12 protein-coding genes, 1 rRNA gene and 1 pseudogene are annotated in these 16,399 nt (G+C 58.0%); 5 read left to right on the top strand and 9 right to left on the bottom strand.

Going from position 1 to position 16,399, the window contains the following annotated elements; genetic code table 11:
• Positions 1-18 precede the first annotated feature (18 nt).
• The 3 genes from Q0X23_RS05000 to Q0X23_RS04990 all read left to right on the top strand — a co-directional run bounded on the left by Q0X23_RS05000 (position 19) and on the right by Q0X23_RS04990 (position 3,540).
• Positions 19-1,242, top strand: a complete 1,224-nt coding sequence (locus tag Q0X23_RS05000; RefSeq protein ID WP_297859273.1) for a VWA-like domain-containing protein — start codon at positions 19-21, stop codon at positions 1,240-1,242.
• Between the two features lie 158 nt (positions 1,243-1,400).
• A complete protein-coding gene (gene ilvA / locus Q0X23_RS04995; protein WP_297859272.1) occupies positions 1,401-2,633 on the top strand; it encodes a threonine ammonia-lyase in 1,233 nt (410 codons plus the stop codon).
• A gap of 58 nt (positions 2,634-2,691) precedes the next feature.
• Positions 2,692-3,540 carry a hypothetical protein gene (locus Q0X23_RS04990; protein WP_297859271.1) on the top strand — a complete coding sequence of 283 codons (849 nt, stop codon included), beginning with the start codon at positions 2,692-2,694 and terminating at the stop codon, positions 3,538-3,540.
• A gap of 58 nt (positions 3,541-3,598) precedes the next feature.
• On the opposite strand, the gene Q0X23_RS04985 is transcribed toward Q0X23_RS04990, so the two are convergent.
• The 4 genes from Q0X23_RS04985 to crtI form a co-directional block, all read right to left on the bottom strand.
• Positions 3,599-4,474: a hypothetical protein gene (locus Q0X23_RS04985; protein ID WP_297859270.1), complete on the bottom strand. Its 876-nt coding sequence runs from the start codon at positions 4,472-4,474 to the stop codon at positions 3,599-3,601.
• A gap of 154 nt (positions 4,475-4,628) precedes the next feature.
• Positions 4,629-5,774 carry a DNA cytosine methyltransferase gene (locus tag Q0X23_RS04980; RefSeq protein ID WP_297859269.1) on the bottom strand — a complete coding sequence of 382 codons (1,146 nt, stop codon included), beginning with the start codon at positions 5,772-5,774 and terminating at the stop codon, positions 4,629-4,631.
• Positions 5,775-5,778: 4 nt separating this feature from the next.
• On the bottom strand, positions 5,779-6,432 hold the full coding sequence (locus Q0X23_RS04975; RefSeq protein ID WP_297859268.1) for a SinI family restriction endonuclease: 654 nt from the start codon (positions 6,430-6,432) through the stop codon (positions 5,779-5,781).
• Positions 6,433-6,444: 12 nt separating this feature from the next.
• The gene (gene crtI, locus Q0X23_RS04970) at positions 6,445-8,085 is read right to left on the bottom strand and encodes a phytoene desaturase family protein (protein WP_297859267.1); all 1,641 of its coding nucleotides are present in this window, start codon (positions 8,083-8,085) and stop codon (positions 6,445-6,447) included.
• A gap of 167 nt (positions 8,086-8,252) precedes the next feature.
• On the opposite strand from crtI, the gene Q0X23_RS04965 reads away from it, so the two are divergent.
• Positions 8,253-9,224: an NADPH:quinone oxidoreductase family protein gene (locus Q0X23_RS04965; protein WP_297859266.1), complete on the top strand. Its 972-nt coding sequence runs from the start codon at positions 8,253-8,255 to the stop codon at positions 9,222-9,224.
• Positions 9,221-10,391: pseudogene (gene solA / locus Q0X23_RS04955) on the top strand (N-methyl-L-tryptophan oxidase). Before Q0X23_RS04965 ends, solA begins: the two are co-directional and overlap by 4 nt.
• A 483-nt stretch (positions 10,392-10,874) precedes the next feature.
• On the opposite strand, the gene Q0X23_RS04950 reads toward solA, so the two are convergent.
• The 5 genes from Q0X23_RS04950 to Q0X23_RS04930 all read right to left on the bottom strand — a co-directional run bounded on the left by Q0X23_RS04950 (position 10,875) and on the right by Q0X23_RS04930 (position 16,357).
• Complete coding sequence (locus Q0X23_RS04950) at positions 10,875-11,369, bottom strand: NUDIX hydrolase (RefSeq protein ID WP_297859263.1); 495 nt, start codon at positions 11,367-11,369, stop codon at positions 10,875-10,877.
• A 183-nt stretch (positions 11,370-11,552) separates the two neighbouring features.
• On the bottom strand, positions 11,553-12,635 hold the full coding sequence (locus tag Q0X23_RS04945; protein ID WP_297859262.1) for a DNA adenine methylase: 1,083 nt from the start codon (positions 12,633-12,635) through the stop codon (positions 11,553-11,555).
• The gene (locus tag Q0X23_RS04940; protein WP_297859261.1) at positions 12,632-13,453 is read right to left on the bottom strand and encodes a hypothetical protein; all 822 of its coding nucleotides are present in this window, start codon (positions 13,451-13,453) and stop codon (positions 12,632-12,634) included. The genes Q0X23_RS04945 and Q0X23_RS04940 overlap by 4 nt, the downstream gene beginning before the upstream one ends.
• A gap of 123 nt (positions 13,454-13,576) precedes the next feature.
• Positions 13,577-15,065, bottom strand: a 16S ribosomal RNA gene (locus tag Q0X23_RS04935).
• A gap of 152 nt (positions 15,066-15,217) precedes the next feature.
• Positions 15,218-16,357 carry a site-2 protease family protein gene (locus tag Q0X23_RS04930; RefSeq protein WP_297859260.1) on the bottom strand — a complete coding sequence of 380 codons (1,140 nt, stop codon included), beginning with the start codon at positions 16,355-16,357 and terminating at the stop codon, positions 15,218-15,220.
• Between the last annotated feature and the right edge of the window lie 42 nt (positions 16,358-16,399).

Here is a 16,399-nt window from a genome sequence, read left to right as displayed (position 1 = left end):
GACTTGCGCGAGGTTGAAATGTCCGAAGTCGAAAAGAACCCTCCATCCCGGATTCCCACTGCACCGCCCGTGCTCGACCGCCGTATCAGCGCCAGCCTGTTTCGCCTGCGCAAGCGCTCGCCCTTTTTGGCCACCCTGGCCCTCTTTGCCCACTACCGGCCCAGCCTGGAACTCCCCACCGCAGCCACCGATGGGCGCGACGTTTTCTACAACCCCCGCTTCATGGCGGCCCTTTCCGACGAGCACTTCGATGGGGTGCTGCTGCACGAGGTCCTGCACGCTGCTCTGCTGCACGTGACCCGCCGCTCGCACCGCGACCCGGAGCGCTGGAACATTGCCGCAGACATTGTGGTCAATGGCATCCTGCTGCACAACGGCTTCGGCCTGCCGGAGGGGCATCTGCGCAACACCGAGCTCGAGCACCGCGCCGTTGAGGAGGTCTACGCTCTGTTGCCCAGGCCACAAGAGCCGGTGGTACTGGATTTGCTCGAGGCCCCCCCAAACGATGCAAAGTCCGAAGGTGCTGAGGCAAAAGAGGGTCAAGGCCAGCCAAAGGACAAGGGTAAGCTGTTCCGCGGCAAAAAGCGCCTGGGCAGCGACGCCCTGTGCGAGGCCGAGAAGGCCGCAATCGAGAAGCACTGGAAGAAAGCCATCCAGCAGGCCCAGGCCGTTGCCCGTAGCCAGGGCAAGGGCAGTCTGCCAGCGGGCCTCGAGCGGGCTTTTGGACTTTTGCAGCCGCCAGAACTGGACTGGAAAACCCTGCTGTGGCGGTTTCTGGTGCGCACCCCCACCGACTTTGCCGGCTACGACCGCCGCCACGTGGGGCGGGGCTGGTACCTGGAGACCCTCGAGGGCGAGCGTCTGCCGGTATACATCGCTGTGGATACCTCGGGTTCAGTGGACGATATCCTCATCCAACGCTTTCTGGGCGAGGTACAGGGCATCCTGGGGGCCTACCCGCACCTCACGGCCCAGCTCTTCTACGCCGATGCTGCCCTATACGGCCCCTATGTGCTGCAGCCGGGCGACGAAATCCCCCCGCCCCAGGGGGGCGGCGGCACCGATTTCCGCCCGTTTTTTGACCGCATAGGTCGCCAGTCGGAAGGGGTGTGTGTGTATCTGACCGACGGCTACGGCGACTTTCCCCCAGAGGCCCCGCAACTCCCCACCCTGTGGGTGGTGGCCCCGGGGGGGCTCGAGTCCGGCGCTTTTCCCTTTGGTGAGGTTGCCCGCTTGCTCTAGTGCACTGGTAACTTGTTTTACGGCATGTTTTGGAGCCCGATGATTGCCCATAATTGCGATGTGCGGCTAATTTGGGAGTCACTGAAGTGCATACTGAATTCTTGGTTGCCAGACCACTAGCGATACAATCACCACATGACTAGCGATACAATCACCACATGACTGTTCGACTCGAGGACATCCGGGCCGCCCGCGAAGTGATCCGCGGGATTATCGCGCCCACTCCCACCCTGCCCGACCCCCTGGCTTCCGAAGAGCTTGGGGTGCGGCTGTGGGTGAAGGCTGAAAGCCTGCAAAAAAGCGGCTCCTTCAAGATTCGCGGAGCCTACCACAAAATAGCCGCCCTCACCCCGGAAGAAAAAGCCCGGGGAGTGATTGCCCCTTCGGCGGGCAACCACGCCCAGGGGGTGGCCCTGGCTGCGGCCATGCAGGGCATCCGCTCGGTGATCGTGATGCCCCAGCACGCCCCCCTGACCAAGATTGTGGCGACCCGCCGTCTGGGGGCCGAGGTGGTCTTGTACGGCACCAGCTTCGATGATGCGGTGGCCCACGCCCACGAACTCCAGCAGCAGCACGGCTACACCTACGTCCACGCCTTCAACGACGAAAAAATCATCGCTGGCCAGGGCACCATTGGCCTCGAGCTCCTGGAAGCCCTGCCCGACCTGGACGTGCTGGTGGTGCCCATCGGTGGGGGAGGCCTGATGGGGGGCATTGCCGTAGCGGTCAAGAGCCTGCGCCCCCAGACCCGCCTGGTGGGGGTGCAGGCGGTGGGCTGTGCACCGGTCAACCTCTCGCTCAAGGCCGGGGAGCCGGTCAGCGTGCCGGTGGCCCAGACCATCGCCGATGGCATCGCGGTCAAGCGCCCCGGCGACCTGACCCTGCCCCTCATCCGGCAGTACGTAGACCAGGTGGTCGAGGTCACCGACGACGAAATCGCCCGAGGAATTGCCCACTGCGCCCAGAACCTCAAGCTGGTGGTGGAGGGGGCCGGGGCCGCCGGGATGGGGGCCATCCTGGCCGGCAAGGTGCCCACCCAGACCGGGCAGACCGTGGCCACGGTGCTCTGCGGGGGCAACATCGACGGCAACCTGCTCTCCCGCGTGATCGAGCAGGTCATGGTGCGGCAGGGGCGCTACCTGCTCCTGAAGCTGGCCGTCATAGACCGCCCGGGGGCCCTGGCCCGGGTGGTCGACCTGGTGGCGGGGGCCGGGGCCAACATCATCGACATCTTTCACCGCCGGGCCCTCTGGCTGGCCCCCCTGGGCAAGGTGGGGGTGGAGCTGGTGCTCGAGGTGCGCGATGCGGCCCACGGCGACGAGGTGGTGGTGGGCCTCGAGCGAGCCGGCTACGCAGTCGAGCGCGAAAACGTGGGCGATTGGCCGGATTGAAGGTCGGCCAGTTTTCCCGATGACGTTTGGGTGACGTTCGGTCGCGTACAGTATGGGTATGAAAAAGTCCTTGGCAGCGTGTGCCTTTTTGTTTGGCCTGGCCCTAGCTCAGACGGCTCCTTTTACCGATCAGGATCGAATCCTCAATTTTCTGGTGAGCAACCACCCCACGGTGATTGAGGGGCAGGCCTATATTGCGGTGCTCCAGTCCACTAGGGTCTGGGTGGTGAACCCCGGCCAGAGCACCGACTGGCGCAGGCCCAACTTCATCTATGCCACGGCCTGGTACGACCGCGAGCGCAACGGCCTCGACCCCATCCAACGCATTGCCTTCAACGGGATGCCGCTCCAGGAGCTTTCCAACCGCTTTGGCCCCTCCTACGCCCTGAAGCAGGTGCCCACGGAATCCCTGTTCGAGACCTGGATCAACTGGTACGCTTTTTTCGACCCTCGCTTTTTCCCCACGTACGTATCGGCAGATGACCTCTACAGCCAGCCCCGCTGGACGCTGGCCTATCCCGCGCCCTACCGCCTGAACCTGCCCAACCCGCTTCGCCTTGGGGCGGTCGAGTGGTCGTTCGAGATGGCCCCGGCCTATGCCATCGACCGCGCCCCGGACTACGGCTCGCTGAAGCTGTACCCTAGCCGTACCAATCCGGCTCAGACCCCCCTGGCCCACCTGATTGCCAACCCTGGCAGCGTGTCGCGGCGCATTCCCCCCGATGGCTCGCTGGCCGGCTCGGGGGGTGGCTGGGTGGCGGGTTCGCTTCAGGGCTATGCCGGGGCCAGCGCCTGCAATGAGCGGAGCCTGGACTTTGGCGGAGGGGCCACGGTCAACAAGGTGCTGATCAAAGCCTGCACCCTGGTGGTTTCGCCGGCGACGTTCGAGGTCGTTGCCCCCCGGTAGCCCAAGCAGGCGGCTCGAGGCAGAACCTCGAGCCGTTGTGCACTAACTTCCTCAATCTCTAAGGAATCGGCATGGCCGTCCAGGAGCCTTGGCTCAGGCTGGTGCGCCCATTCTCTTGCTGCACTAGGATAAAAGGGCCCTGGATGCTCTTGTCGGCCTGGACGTCGCCCTCGCCCACAATGCGCCCGCCCTTGCCCAGGTCAAAGATGACAAACACCTTCTTGTCGCCGGCCAGGGCGCCCTTGACCGGAATCTCGCTGCCATCGGCCAGTACCAGCTTGCCCTCCAAGCGTCCGTAGCCTTCCTTGAGCCGGACTTCCAGGTTGAGCCTGCCTTCCAGCTTTGTCCCCTTGGCCGGGCCATCCTCCACCAGCCCACTAAAGTCGTAGCTGAGCTTTTGCGGCTGGGGGGTGGGCATGGGGGTCGGCCCCGATACGGGCGTGGCCGTCCAACTGCCCCGGTCGCCGGCGGCAGGCCCCACAAACGGGCCCTTGAACACCCCGCCCGCCTCGCGCTTACCGGTGCCGATAATCAGCAAATTATTGGCCTTGTCCACCTCGAAGAAGATGTAGATGCGCCCCCCACGGGTCAGCACCCCTTTGGCCGGCACATTCAGGTTGGTGCCGGTCAGTGCGCCCATAAATACAAAGTGGCCGCCCCCTACCGGCTTGAGCTCGAGGGTCAATTTGCCCATCAGGGTGGTGTCCTTGCTGGGGCCTTCTTCCACCTTGCCGCTAAAGTCGAAGACCACTTGCTGCTCAGGGGCCCGGCCCTGGAGCTCGAGGTTGTTGCTCACGGAGCGGGCCTCTTCCACCGACATGTTTTCGCTGATGGGTGTTGCGGAGGGTGTGGAGTTGCTGGGGCTGCCACAAGCCGCGAGCAGCAGCGCACCTGCCAGCGCTAAAAGCCATTTGCCCGAACCCAGGTTTTGCATGGTTGACACCCCTTTCGTCGCAATCCATTCTTTGGGCGTCAACGGTTAGAAGTCTAAGAAGAGATATAGTGCGAATTACGTGCTGGTCACGTTTTTACCCCGTGTTAATTCATCTGGATGCTTAGGTTTTATTTAGGAAAGTTGAGCATGCGGTTTAACTTGCCAGCTCAAACAGTCCAGCCTGAATAGCAGTAGATTTATGCTCTCCCTTGATGGTTGCAATTATGGAATCCCCAATAGCTTTTCCTAAGCATGGAGGAACAGCATTTCCAATTTGGCGGTACTGATCGGTCATCGAGCCACAAAAAATCCAGTCGTCAGGAAACCCCTGAATACGCGCAGCCTCACGGACGCTAATGGGCCGTAATTCAGTAGGATGGCACATATCGGTGGCTTTTTGAGCAGGGCTTGTTGTGATTGTAGGAGACGGTTTATCCCAGGCTAAGCGACGATAGAAGCCTACCTTCCCTCCAGCGGAGCCAAGCGCCCCTCCCATGGCTTCTGGAAGCAGTTCACGCGGCAAGTTTCGCCAGTTACCACCTTCAGGGATCAGCCGAAGGAATCGCAAGCGCGAATCGGGATAAGGTGGAAATAGGGGCTCGGGGTCGCGTAGGTTTGCGAGGGCTTCTCTTAGAGTACGCCACCTTGGAAGCCCTAATCCGCTCTGGCTGTGAGTAGGTTTGGGTAGAGCAATCGGCTCGTGATCGCGACTTCCGATGATAATTACTCGTTCGCGTATCTGCGGTACGCCATAATTTGCAGCGTTAAGGAGACCATATACATAGGTGTAACCGAGGCGAGTAAACTCGTCTAAAATGACTTGAAAAGCTGAACCTGGTAACTCGTCGGGTTCCAACGGACGGGCTTCCTTACCTCGTTGTGCAATAGGACGGTGGCGTATGGCTGCTGAGAGTAAACCCCGCACATTTTCCATCACAAAAAAACGCGGTCGAATGCCTTCGATGAGGCGAACAAAATCACGGAATAAGCTACCTCTTGGATCTTGTATGGCTGTACGGCGACCAGCGGTGCTGAAGGGCTGGCAAGGAGGCCCACCTGAAACCAGCGTGACTTCACCAACTTGTAAATTTGTTGCATCTAGCAAATCTTTAGCGGTTACTTGCGTTACGTCTTCAAAAACCACTGCCTTCCTACCGAGGCGATCTAGATTATGGTAAATAGTTAAGTGAGCCATGGGGTCAAGTTCAACAAAGGCCCGCGTTTCAAAACCTGCTTGCTCCAAGCCTAAGTCCAAACCCATCGCCCCCGAGAACAGAGAAATATGCGATAAGCGATGCATGCTATTATTTTAGGCTTTTTGCGTAATTTTGGATATACCTGTGAAAATCTTCCTCGCTCAGACCTTCCCCAAAAGGAAAGTTTTCCCAGTTGGTTTTGCCAGTTTTTGAGTAAATGCGAAACCACTTCTGGATGTTCGTTCCCGCACGAATAGCCGAAGAGGAACTGTTTTCGCTGTTGTCCCGGTTCTTAATCTGCAGCGCAATACTGAGGTCTTGGCGAAGAAAATCAACCGATCGGACAGTGTTACCGGCGCACCAGACCCAGCCATACGGCTCGAGGCGCTCGGCAATGTAGCGTTCCAACAATTCACCCAGCAGGTTCTCAGCGGCCATGGAAATGCGGTGGTGTTCTGTAGCCTTTGGTAAGTTCTCCACCTTAGCAAATGCCCCAAGGATGACGCCCAAGGCAGGATCCGCACTGGTTTTTACTTCTCGCAGGTATAACTTTTGCTCTTGAGCTTGAAAATATCGTTCAATGTAACGCTCCAGGTAAGCACTGGTATTCTCGAGTAGACTGAGCCTCCCAATTTTGGGAAATGCTCCTTGTTTAGGACTTTGCCAGCAATAGCTTAGGATGACCTCGAGGCGTTTATCCCAGGGCTTCCCGAGTATTCGCACAGTGCTTTTAGCTGACGTCAAAAGATCTTCAAAATTCATTACAATCCCATACTAAACGCCCACAGGTTCTTGTATGAATTGATTTTCCTTGACCTTACTCACAATCCCAAAATCCTGCGCGATTAGCCGTGCGGTCATCTTGGCCGACATCATTACGCTGGGGGTGCCCGCGCCAGGCTGGACGCCTGCCCCTACCAGGTAAAGATTGGTGATGTCCTCGCTCTTGTTGTGGGGCCGGAAGAAAGCCGACTGGGCCAGGATGGGCTCCGGCCCAAAGGCGTTGCCCAGGTAACTATTCAGGGTGTGCTCGAAGTAGTCCGGGGTGATGAAGCTCTTGTGCACCAGGCGCTCCATCAGCCCCGGCAGGTAGCCGCGCTCGTCCAGGAACCGGAGCACCTTGTTCACAAACGGCTCGCCCAGCAAGTCCCAGTCCAGCTTGCTGCCGTTGTGGGGTACGGGAATCAGGGTGTAGGCCGCGTGGTGGCCGGGCGGGGCCAGGCTGGGGTCGGTGAGGGTGGGGATGTGCAGGTACTGGCTGAAGTCCCTGGCCAGCACCTTGCGCCCAAAGATGTCCTTCAAGAGCTCCTCGTAGCGGGGCCCCAGGACGATGTTGTGGTGGCGCAGCTTCTGGCCTTCGCGGCCGTCGGCCCGGAAGCCAAAGTAGATCACCACCAGCGACATGCTCTGGGGGCGGTTCTTCACCACCAGATCCGACTGCCAGAAGCGGTACTGGGGCTCAATCAGTTTCAGGTAGGTGTTGGCGTAGTCGGCGTTCGAGACCACAATATCGGCGTGCAGCACGGTGCCGTCGGCCAGGGTGATGCCCTTGGCAATTTTTTTGTTGCCCTCGCGCACTACGTTGATTTTCCCGACCTCGGCATTGTAGCGCATGATGCCGCCGAGTTCCTCGAACTTCTGCACAAAGGCCCGCACCAAAGCCCCCGTACCCCCCAGCGCAAAGTGGATGCCCCAGGTTTTTTCTACAAAGTGAATCATGGCGTAGATGGCCGGTACGCTCAAGGGGTTGCCCCCTACCAAAAGGGTCTCGAAGCTAAAGACCTGGCGCAACTTGGGCGATTTGAAATACTTGCTGGCAAAGCTGAACAGGGTGCGCACGGCGTCCAGGCGCAGCAGGTCGGGAATTACCCGCAGCATGGTGCCCAGGTCGCCAAAGTGGGTGTAGCCCAGTTCGAGGAAGCCCCGCTCAAAAATCGCTCTGGCGTCGGCATGGAAACGCTCGTACCCCTCGAGGTCGCCCGGCTCGCCCAGGGCCGCTACCTGGCGGCGGGTGTTTTCGGGGTCGCCGTCGTAGTCGAAGAAGGTGCCGTCGTCGAAGTAGATACGATAAAAAGGCAGGATGGGGATAATTTGCACGTACTTGCTGGTTTGGGGCCCCCCCGAGATGCCCTCCCGGATGCGCTTGTCCTCGCCCAGCACCCCGGGGGGAAAATCGGGCAGGTGCAGGTTGGACTGGCCGCGCTCGAGGCTAAAAAGCTCCTCGATGAAGTGCGGCACGGTAATAACGGTAGGCCCCATATCGAAGGTAAAGCCGTCTACGTGTTTGACATAGGCCCGCCCACCGGGGCCGTCCAGTTTTTCTACGATGGTGGTATCGAAGCCCAGGCTTTGCAGGCGTATGCCCATCGCCAGCCCTCCAATACCCGACCCAATCACAATGGCGGTTCTCTTCATATCACCGCCAAGGATACCCTGGGGTAGCAGGGACATTCTTCGGCAGAGCTACATTCTGTGGCTTCCCACGCTACAACGCTGGGTACAAAAGTAGAGCTACCCAGACCGAGCGATGCGAGCCCGCTTCTGGCTTTTGGCTTTTTGTTGAGGGCCTTATGCTATGCACCATGAAAGCCATCCAGGTACAGCGCGCTGGCGGCCCTGAGGTTCTGGAGCTCACCAACCTGCCCAAACCCAGCCCCGGCGCGGGGCAGGTGCTCATCCGGGTTGAGGCGGCGGGGCTTAACTTCGCCGACATCCTTTATGTGGCGGGCGAGTATCTGGTGCGTACCCGCTACCCTACGGTTCCGGGTATGGAGTTTGCTGGGGTCGTGGAGGCTATGGGCGACGGGGTCGAGGGGCTCTACGTAGGCCAACGAGTGGCGGCCCTCGGCGGAAGCGGTGCTTTTGCTGAGTATGCTGTGGTGCAGTCCCGTTCGGTACTGCCAGTACCGCCCCAGATGAGCGCAGCCGAAGCCGCAGCCTTTCCGGTCTCCTACTTCACCGCCTATTTCGCCCTGCAAACCCAGGCTCAGGCCAAACCGGGCGAGTGGGTTCTGATTCAGGCCGCAGCTGGGGCGTTGGGTACGGCCTCCATTCAGATTGCCGGGGCCCTGGGTCTGCGGGTGGTGGCCCTGGCCAGCAGCGAGGAAAAACTGGCCCTTTGCCGTAGCCTGGGGGCCAACGTAGCGCTGCTCAATACCCAGGACAACCTGGTGGATGCGGTCAGGCAGGCCACCGAAGGCAGGGGTGTGGACATCCTGATGGAGGTGGTGGGGGGCGCAGGCTTTGCCCAGAGCCTCAAGATGCTGGCCTACCGGGGCCGCCTGCTGGTGATTGGCTCGGCCTCGCGCGAGATGGCCCAGATGTACCCGGTGAGCCTGATGAAAGGCAACCAGAGTGTGATGGGCGTATGGCTCACCCCCTTCCTCAGCGACCCCGCCGAGATGCAAAAAGCCACCGCTTTCCTGATGCCCCTGTTGGCTTCAGGCCGGGTGCGGCCGGTGGTGGGGGAGCGGTTCAAGCTGGAGCAGGCAGCCGAAGCCTTTCGGTTTGTGTTGAGCCGTAAGAACACCGGCAAGGTGATTCTGGAGCCATGAACACTGCCGAGGCAATCGTAGTAGGCCTGGGTGCCATGGGCAGCGCCAGCCTGTACCAGCTGGCCCGGCGCGGGGCCAGGGTGATAGGAATAGACCGGCATCGGCCCCCGCACATCTACGGCTCCAGCCACGGCGAGACCCGCATTACCCGGCAGGCCATCGGCGAGGGAGCTGCTTATGTGCCGCTGGTGCTGCGTTCGCACCAGATTTGGCGCGACCCTCGAGGCCCAGACCGGCGCCTCGCTTTTTTGGGCCTGTGGGGGCCTGATTCTGAGCGGTCAGGTGGGTGAGGCCCTGCACCACGGCAAGCCGCAGTTTTTAGAGCGCACCCTGGAGGCTGCCCGGCAGTTTGGCATCGCCCACGAGGTACTGGATGCGGCGCAAATACAAGAGCGTTTTCCCCAGTTCATACTGCAAGGCGACGAGACCGGCTACTTTGAGCCAGGGGCAGGGCTGCTCTACCCCGAGCGCTGTGTGCAGGTGCAGCTCGAGCAGGCCCAGCGCTTAGGCGCGGCGGTGTATGCCGGCGAAACCGTTCGGCGAATCGTTCCCCTAAATGATGGGGTAGAGGTCGAAACCGACCAGACCCGCTACCGGGCTGCTAAAGTGGTGGTAGGTGCGGGGGCCTGGGCTGCCCAACTGTTGGGTGAACCCCTGGCGCAGGTGCTGCGGGTCTACCGGCAGGTGTTGTTCTGGCTCGAGGCCCCAGACCCCCAAGCCTACCAGCCGGAGCGCTTTCCCATCTTTATCTGGATGTTCGGCAGCGCCGAGGGAGAGCACTTCTACGGCTTCCCGCAGGTTTCGCAGGGTGTGAAGGTAGCTACCGAACAGGCCCATACCCCCACCCACCCCGATCAGGTGGAGCGGCAGGTATCTGAGGCCGAAACCCGGGCTTTCCTCACCCGCTATGTGCAAGGCCGCCTGAAGGGGCTGGGCCCCAACTGTCTCAAGAGCGCTACCTGCTTGTACACTTCGACCGTCGATGGCGACTTTATTCTCGACTTCCACCCCGACTCTGAGCGCATCCTGGTGGCCTCGCCTTGCTCCGGACATGGCTTCAAGCACTCGGCGGCGGTAGGGGAGGCCCTGGCCGAGCTGGCCTTGCATGGGCGAAGCCCATTTGATCTGGCCCCTTTTCGCCTGGTCCAGCGACCAGTATGGGGCTAAAGCCCTTGCCCAGACGCCAAGCTTCAAATACCCATAGGGGGTATGTTATGCTCTACGAAGATGCGGAGGTAAGACGATGATCTCGAGCGTAACCCCAATGGAATGGATTCTGGGCGGCGTGGTGGGCATTGGCCTGCTGGTGCTGATTTTGCTCATCACAGCTCCTTTCGCCGATGCGTTCAAGAAGAAGAGATAATACCAGATTCGGTTGATTCGTTACCGAACGGTAACGAATCAACCCGACCGAAGTTATCCGCGCAGCGGAGGGCGATACCGCCCCTTGGAAGTTATCCGCGCAGCGGAGGGCGATACCGCCCCTTGGAAGGGAGACGCTTTCTTCGCCGACCGTTCGGGAGGGGTGTGCTCTAAGATTCAAAAAGACAACCTATGAGTTTTTGTTTTTCTAAACTGTCTTTTTGAATCCGGTATAACAAAAGCTGGCTTTAGATGCCAGCGTCGAGCACTGGACGCTGAAAGCAACGCCTAGCCATGTGTGCCAGCGATAGCTTTGGTGTCCCAGTGGGCCAGGGCCCTGAGCACGGCGTCGCGTTCGTTCTGGTGAGAGAGCCGTTTGAGGGCCTCGGGCACCAGAAACCAGTCCACCCCGTCCACCTCTTCTTTCTGGGGCCGGGGTGTCCCCCCCACATAGCCCATCAAGAAGTGGTGGACTTCCTTGGTGACGGTGGTCTGGACGCCGTCATCCTTGACCGTGAAGTGGTAGCGGATGCTGCCCAGGGGGGCCAGCACCTTGGCCTCGATGCCGGTCTCTTCCCGTACCTCGCGGATAGCTGTTTGAAAATAACGCTCCCCTGGCTCCACCTGGCCTTTGGGCAGGCTCCAGACCCGCCCGTCCTTGATGGCAATCAGAAGTACCTCGAGGCCCTTTCCCCCAGCCCGCTCGCGCAACACCACCCCGCCGGCCGAAGTCACACGGCGACGGGATTGCGGCAGTGACTGAGGCCCATTGCCCCCAGTCATGCCGCGCTTGGACCTACGGCGGCGCGAACCAACTGAATAACGCATACTGTAACTACTTCCCAATGACCCAAGAATGGGTGCCTAAAGATAGTGTACACGGAACTAGGGTATTTGTCGTGCATAAAGGCACATATTCTTACCGCTCACCAATATCAAGCAAGTAGGTGGCTTTAATTCTGACGATTAGAGCAAGGTAGGTTGTGAGACGACTTGCATTTCGGGCTGTTCCTGAAAAGCTCTGTATAGTTTTTGGCTATGGGTTGCAACGAATAGGAACTCGTGATTTTCAGTGTGGGAAATTTGCCCCACTTTTTCCCCTTGGGGGTTGTAGATACCAATCCTTGCTCCGACGTAGCGTTGATGCTGGCGCGTCAAGCGTGCCACATACCCCCAATCTTTGAGCATGGATTCGATTTCTTCGGCAGTGAAAAACCCTTCATCATTGAACGATACCACCACATGGCTAGCCTTTATTTGAGCTAGGACAGTGATCATTGCATCACGAGCTTCACGCTTTGAGTTAAACGGACTTTTGCGCTCTTGCACATCGATTCGTTTCTGTGCGATGCCATAAGTTTGGGGATTATCCCAACGCACTAAAGTTTCCCATACATGGTAGTTTCCCAGGTAAGAGTGCTGGTTGTAAGGAGGGTCTAGATAAAAAATATCAGCATTTAGTTTTCCAGTTATTTCAAGAGCATCGCCTTGAAAAGCTTCGCCCGTTCCTGGAAGAAGAGGAGGGTATTCAAGTCGTAAATCTTTGTAAGATCTGGGAGCCCAGTCCTTTAGATAAGCCATTTGTACGCCTGTTGTTGAATCAACTTTATCTGCTGCTAACATCAGGCTGGTTATTAGTATTGCCTTGAGCAATGGATCATTCGAATACTTTGTTTCGATTTCTTCACGAATGGCTTCTATCTTAGCTCCATTTTTGGGCTGAAAATACCGAGCGTCTTCACAGTTAGCTTTTGTAAACCAACCCGCTACAGGTGTAACTTGCATAAGCTCATTTAGAATTTTTGATATGTAAGATTGATCATATTTGCGGGCATCTGCTTCAATCAATGCTTTAGCAAGTACAAAAGCATAGGAGTTTATGTCATTGGCAGTTACCAGAAAGCCTCTGGCTTTCAGAGCATGACCAACACGAGAACTGCCTGAAAACAGATCTACTACGGTATTGACTTTTTCCAGCCTGCGTATTTCTTCAATTGTTCCAACTATCCAGGGCAATAAAGCACGCTTTGAACCGATATACTTAATCATTTACCCTCCAGCCATGCATGCCAACGCTTAAATAGCCTTACATACTGTGAAGCAGTACTAACCATGTCGAAGTCGTACCAAGCAAATGCGTTTGAGAGGCGAATGCCATGAACACCGAAGCCTGTATGGTATTTGTTTTTATAGCGAACAAAGGCATCGTTAGTAAGCAAAATAAGCTGTGTTCTTGGGTACAAAGCAGCCAGCTCAAGATATTCGAGGTTTTGATAGGCAAACCGCTCGTGTGCATTACCATCAATACGGCCCTTTTTAGATGATTTGGCAGACTTACATTCCAACAATACTTTCCAACACAAAGCCCCTTTTTCGATGAAGAGTACAGTGCCATCAAACTCTATGGTCAATCCCTTATGTATTTTGCTGTAATTGTGACCAGAAAAAACTTCCCCATCTTCGGGGATCCAACCCTTGCTTGAAAGCTCCGCTATTTTTCCGTCATACCATTCTTCCACCTTATAAGTACGTTTGAGCCATTGCTCTTTTACCACTATAGGTGTGGTAAGTGTTTCTCCAGAAATGATATTTCGCATTCTAAATACGATTTGTCGCTGATCCTTGCTTATGGCAAAGATACCGTCGTTTGTTTTTAGCTTTCGAGGTGATAGGGTACCCACTAAAACAGAATGAGGAGTAGCACCATGTAGACCCCTCAAAGCACCAATTACTTGATTGAGCCCTTTGGCAACCAAACCTTCAAAGGAAAAACCTCCCTTGGCGGAGCCAGTTGGCCTACCTGCCTTGCTCGGGTCATCTTCAAATGAAGCTATTTGATGTGCTACATCTTTGAAGATATCGATCACACAGAGAGTATACCTGCCTTGGAAACAAAAAAGCGCCCCGAAGGGCGCTAGCTTGAACAAAGAAAGATCAGCCGAGCTTCTATGAACCCATCCCGCATAGGGGAGAGGCTATGTGCTCCTTAGAAAGGAGGTGATCCAACCGCACCTTCCGGTACAGTTACCTTGTTACGACTTAGCCCCAGTCATGAGCCTTACCCTAAGCGCCTGCCTGAGGCTCCCGGCGATTTCAGGCAAAACCCACTTCCATGGCTTGACGGGCGGTGTGTACAAGGCCCGGGAACGTATTCACCGCGACATGGCTGATTCGCGATTACTAGCGATTCCAGCTTCATGGGGTCGAGTTGCAGACCCCAATCCGAACTGAGCCGCGATTTAGGCGATTAGCGTCTTCTTGCGAAGTAGCGTCGCTTTGTGCGCGGCATTGTAGCACGTGTGTCGCCCAGGTCGTAAGGGCCATGCGGATCAGACGTCATCCCCGCCTTCCTCCTACTTTCGTAGGCAGTCTCGCTAGAGTGCTCGGCCGAACCGCTAGCAACTAGCAACAAGGGTTGCGCTCGTTGCGGGACTTAACCCAACATCTCACGACACGAGCTGACGACGACCATGCAGCACCTGTGTTAGGGTTCCCTTGCGGGCACGCTCGCCTTTCAGCGAGATTCCCTACATGTCAAGACCTGGTAAGGTTCTGCGCGTTGCTTCGAATTAAACCACATGCTCCACCGCTTGTGCGGGCCCCCGTCAATTCCTTTGAGTTTCAGTCTTGCGACCGTACTTCCCAGGTGGAGTGCTTAACGCGTTAGCTACGGCACCCAACAGATGTCGGACACCCAGCACTCAACGTTTAGGGCGTGGACTACCCGGGTATCTAATCCGGTTTGCTCCCCACGCTTTCGCGCCTCAGCGTCACAAATCGTCCAGGTAGCTGCTTTCGCTATTGGCGTTCCTTCCGGTATCTGCGCATTTCACCGCTACTCCGGAAATTCCGCTACCCTCTCCGACCGTCTAGCCTCACAGTATCCAACGCATTCCCGAGGTTGAGCCTTGGTCTTTAGCATCGGACTTGAGAGACCGCCTACACGCCCTTTACACCCAGTAAATCCGGGTAACGCTCGCACCCTCCGTATTACCGCGGCTGCTGGCACGGAGTTAGCCGGTGCTATTACCTGGGTACCGTCATAATCGTCCCCAGTTCAGAAGTTTACACCCCGAGGGGCTTCGTCCTTCAAGCGGTATCGCTCCCTCAGGCTTTCGCCCATTGGGGAAGATTCCTAACTGCTGCCTCCCGTAGGAGTGGGGTCCGTGTCTCAGTACCCCTGTGGCTGGTCGTCCTCTCAGACCAGCTATGGGTCGTCGGCTTGGTAGGCCATTACCCTACCAACTACCTGATCCAGCGCAGGCCCATCCCAAAGCGCCGAAGCTTTGAACATCGGTCAGGACCGAGGTTCACATCGGGGATTAGCTAAGATTTCTCCTAGTTGTCCCCGACTTTGGGGCAGGTCACCTACGTGTTACTCACCCGTCCGCCACTAACTGCCGAAACAGTCCGTGCGACTTGCATGTCTTAGGCATACCGCCAGCGTTCACCCTGAGCCAGGATCAAACTCTCCAAAAATGCTCGCCAAAAAAGGCGAACCAGGGTTTTTCTCGTTTAGAACGTCCGAGAAAATGACGTTTAGTACGTGTTTCTGCTGATCTTTCTTTGTCAAGGTGCTTGGCTACCTCGCGGCAGCGCAACGAGAAGTGTACCGACTACCCTCAAACCTGTCAAGCCCTCCCCAGAGGAGGACCGGATTGATCGCTCAAGTTCATCTGGGCAGCCCGAAGTTGCAAGGCCCGCAGCAAGTCGGTTTTGCTGAGGATACCAACCAGGTTGCCCTCGGCGTCGGTGATGAGGAGCCTCGAGAACCCCTCTTGGGCCATGCGCTGCAGGGCCTCGAGCGCCTCGGTGTATTCGTCTAGCTGCAAAGGGGGGCGCATGCGCTCCTGTACCCGCGTCTGCGGGGAGGCCCCTTGCAGGTCTTCCAGACTTATGAGGCCCAGAAGCCGCCCTTCTTCCACCACCGGGTAGCCCACATGCCGCTCCAGCATCATCTTTTCCAGAAGTTCGGCCACGCTCAGGCTGGGCGATACAACGCTGACTTCCCGGGTCATCAGGTCGCGCACCCGCAGACCCTCGAGGGTGCGGTTCAGCACGGCTTGTTCGGCCTCGGCGCTGGCCGCCATAAAGACAAAAAAAGCAATCAGGAGCATGAAGAGGTTGCCCACCAGCAAGCCCAGCAGACCCAGCCCAAAGGCCAGGACTTTGCTGGTAGCCACGGCGGTGCGGGTGGCTACGAGATAGGGTTGGTATAGCGCCAGCAGGCTGCGCAGGATGCGCCCGCCGTCGAGCGGCAGGGCTGGAAGCAGGTTGAACAAAGCCAGGCTCAGGTTGATGATGCCCAGGTACCCCAGCAGAAACTGCCCTTCGGCGGCGCTCGAGGGTACAAACCCACGCAGCAGGCCAAACAACCCCGAGAGCAACACGCTCACAATGGGGCCGGCGATGGCAATAACGGCCTCGGCGCCACGGGCGCGGGGGATTTGCTCGAGCTGGGCTACCCCGCCCAGAAGCCACAGGGTAATCTCGCGGGTCTGTACCCCGTAGGCCCGGGCAGTGAGGGCATGGCCGAGTTCGTGGATGAGCACGCTGAGAAAGAGCCCCAGTGCCGCCAGCAGGCCCAGCAGGTAGGGGGTGGGGCCTTGCAACAATTCGGGCGGTGCGCTGATTTGCAGCAGCCGCAAATAGACCGGAAGCTGGCTGCCAATCAGGAAGGCAAACAGCGGCAGCACGATCAGAAAGCTCAGGTCGAGCGAGACCGGGATGCCCAAAAGCCGGAAGGGAAGCCGGATGGGTCGGGAAAACATCCCGCCCATACTACACCCGCGCCAAAAGGTCTGCGTGAGATG

Source organism: Meiothermus sp. (genome assembly GCF_026004115.1).
Classification (GTDB): Bacteria; Deinococcota; Deinococci; order Deinococcales; family Thermaceae; genus Meiothermus.
Note: the sequence above shows the minus strand (reverse complement) of the source record. Positions and strands in the feature narration are given on the sequence as shown.

Excerpts from the sequence above, each read along its gene's own strand:
- Q0X23_RS05000 (WP_297859273.1), top strand. The coding sequence starts at position 19 with ATGTCCGAAGTCGAAAAGAACCCTCCATCCCGGATTCCCACTGCACCG.
- ilvA (WP_297859272.1), top strand. The coding sequence starts at position 1,401 with ATGACTGTTCGACTCGAGGACATCCGGGCCGCCCGCGAAGTGATCCGC.
- Q0X23_RS04990 (WP_297859271.1), top strand. The coding sequence starts at position 2,692 with ATGAAAAAGTCCTTGGCAGCGTGTGCCTTTTTGTTTGGCCTGGCCCTA.
- Q0X23_RS04985 (WP_297859270.1), bottom strand. The coding sequence starts at position 4,474 with ATGCAAAACCTGGGTTCGGGCAAATGGCTTTTAGCGCTGGCAGGTGCG.
- Q0X23_RS04980 (WP_297859269.1), bottom strand. The coding sequence starts at position 5,774 with ATGCATCGCTTATCGCATATTTCTCTGTTCTCGGGGGCGATGGGTTTG.
- Q0X23_RS04975 (WP_297859268.1), bottom strand. The coding sequence starts at position 6,432 with ATGAATTTTGAAGATCTTTTGACGTCAGCTAAAAGCACTGTGCGAATA.
- crtI (WP_297859267.1), bottom strand. The coding sequence starts at position 8,085 with ATGAAGAGAACCGCCATTGTGATTGGGTCGGGTATTGGAGGGCTGGCG.
- Q0X23_RS04965 (WP_297859266.1), top strand. The coding sequence starts at position 8,253 with ATGAAAGCCATCCAGGTACAGCGCGCTGGCGGCCCTGAGGTTCTGGAG.
- Q0X23_RS04950 (WP_297859263.1), bottom strand. The coding sequence starts at position 11,369 with ATGACTGGGGGCAATGGGCCTCAGTCACTGCCGCAATCCCGTCGCCGT.
- Q0X23_RS04945 (WP_297859262.1), bottom strand. The coding sequence starts at position 12,635 with ATGATTAAGTATATCGGTTCAAAGCGTGCTTTATTGCCCTGGATAGTT.
- Q0X23_RS04930 (WP_297859260.1), bottom strand. The coding sequence starts at position 16,357 with ATGTTTTCCCGACCCATCCGGCTTCCCTTCCGGCTTTTGGGCATCCCG.